Raw genomic sequence first — 1596 nt, 5'->3', positions numbered from 1 at the left:
CCTAAAATCCGCAAGCAATCTCAATGGCAATCTCAATTGCAGTAAAGAGCTTGAACACTATGCATCATGATAGTATGAGCGTGAATTTTGTCCGATTTGTGCATACCTTCCCCTTACCCCACAATGCGACTTGAGGCAATACGCAGATTAAAACCATAAGGAACGGACTTTATCCGAATCCAGTTTTGAAAGGTCTTGCATAAGCCCGGTTTTCAGTATAGATATTCAGCACGTATTGCCTTGCTGTCATGATCCACTTGGCAGGTACGGAGATGAATCTGAAGACAAAAGCCTTTATGCGACTCGTTTCCTTGAGCCCGAAAGCCTTGGTGTCAAGCTTGCTAATGATGGTCTTATAGAAATTGTGTATCAATGCCGTAAGCAGAAGGAATACAGTGTTCTCTGACATGAACGACTTGGGGAGCCTGTTCCAGCCGAATCCGTTGTTCATATCATCGAATATACGCTCTTTGCCCCCACGCTTGTTGTAAAATTCGACGATGTCTCTTGTTGATGAGTCATAATCGTTGGTAAGAATGGATCTGTAGGTGTATTCACCTTCCCACAAGTCAAGCTCTCCATCCATGCGCTTTTGTCTCTGAATGACAAGACGATAGCACTTGCCTTCCCATTTCTCAACAAGAATGGAATTGAGTTCAAACTGGATGCCGTTGATTTCCTCCGTCTTCCATCCCCTCAGTGAAAACAAGTCATCGTAGAGCGAACTGCATCTGTTGGCGCGGATGTAGAAGTGCGTGCAATGCTTCTCTATCTCACTGACGATTTCCTTCGAGCAGGAACCGCAGTCTGCCCTGAAGCGATTTACACGGATGTTCTGGGATTCCAGAAGAGCGAAGAATCTCTTATGGGTGTCTGCCTGATGAAAACGCACATTCGTGTTACCATCGCTGTTCTCGATATAGACTATCTTGTCACCGATAACATATACGCCAGGCCTGTAGCCGAGGAACTTTTTGTAGGTCGGTTTTGCATCATACTTCTCCGTTTCAAGGAACTGATGGTCAAAGTCAACATCGTATTCCTCAATTTCCTTCAACTCGCCTGTAGAAACCAAAGCGTTTATAAGCAATGTGTTGAGTTTGTCTGCAGTATTGAAATCATAGGTCTTGCCTTGGTCGGAAGTATAGGAGATGTTTTCCTGTGTCAGTTCCTTGATGGCTCTGAGGATGGTATCAGAGCTGCATGTACGAAGGGTAGGATGATACGAGAGATGGCGCATCAGTTGTGACGTTACATCTTCCACGCATGAGCCGCCACAGAAATAAACGCTCATCAGCGAACGGACTATCTCGCTGAACTGATATCCGAAGATACTGCTGCATCTCTGACCAAGTGTCTGGTCGATAATAGGTGAAAGCATGGAGTCAAATTGCTCCATGATTGAAAAAATTCCTCCAAAAGGTGTGAGTTTTTCAGATTTTATTTGTACCTTTGCCATGTCTTGTTACGATTTACGCTTGTTTTGATTTGCAACACTAAGATAAGTGAAAAATCTGACATGGCAAAATCCTGAGCAACTTTTTGTTGCTCAGGAACTTATAAATAAAGTTAAATCAAAGTGTTGCGGAATTAAGG

1 protein-coding gene is annotated in these 1596 nt (G+C 43.7%); it reads right to left on the bottom strand.

The genetic code is table 11. The features are described from left to right. Positions 1 to 169 precede the first annotated feature (169 nt). A complete protein-coding gene (locus BACCOPRO_RS16790) occupies positions 170 to 1459 on the bottom strand; it encodes an IS1380 family transposase (protein WP_008145511.1) in 1290 nt (429 codons plus the stop codon). Positions 1460 to 1596 lie beyond the last annotated feature (137 nt).

This window comes from Phocaeicola coprophilus DSM 18228 = JCM 13818, from assembly GCF_000157915.1.
GTDB lineage: Bacteria > Bacteroidota > Bacteroidia > Bacteroidales > Bacteroidaceae > Phocaeicola > Phocaeicola coprophilus.
The sequence above is the reverse complement of the archived record's forward strand: the minus strand, read 5'-3'. Positions and strand labels throughout refer to the sequence as shown.

Bases quoted from the DNA above. Each gene is read 5' to 3' on its own strand.
- BACCOPRO_RS16790 (WP_008145511.1), bottom strand. From the start codon at position 1,459: ATGGCAAAGGTACAAATAAAATCTGAAAAACTCACACCTTTTGGAGGA.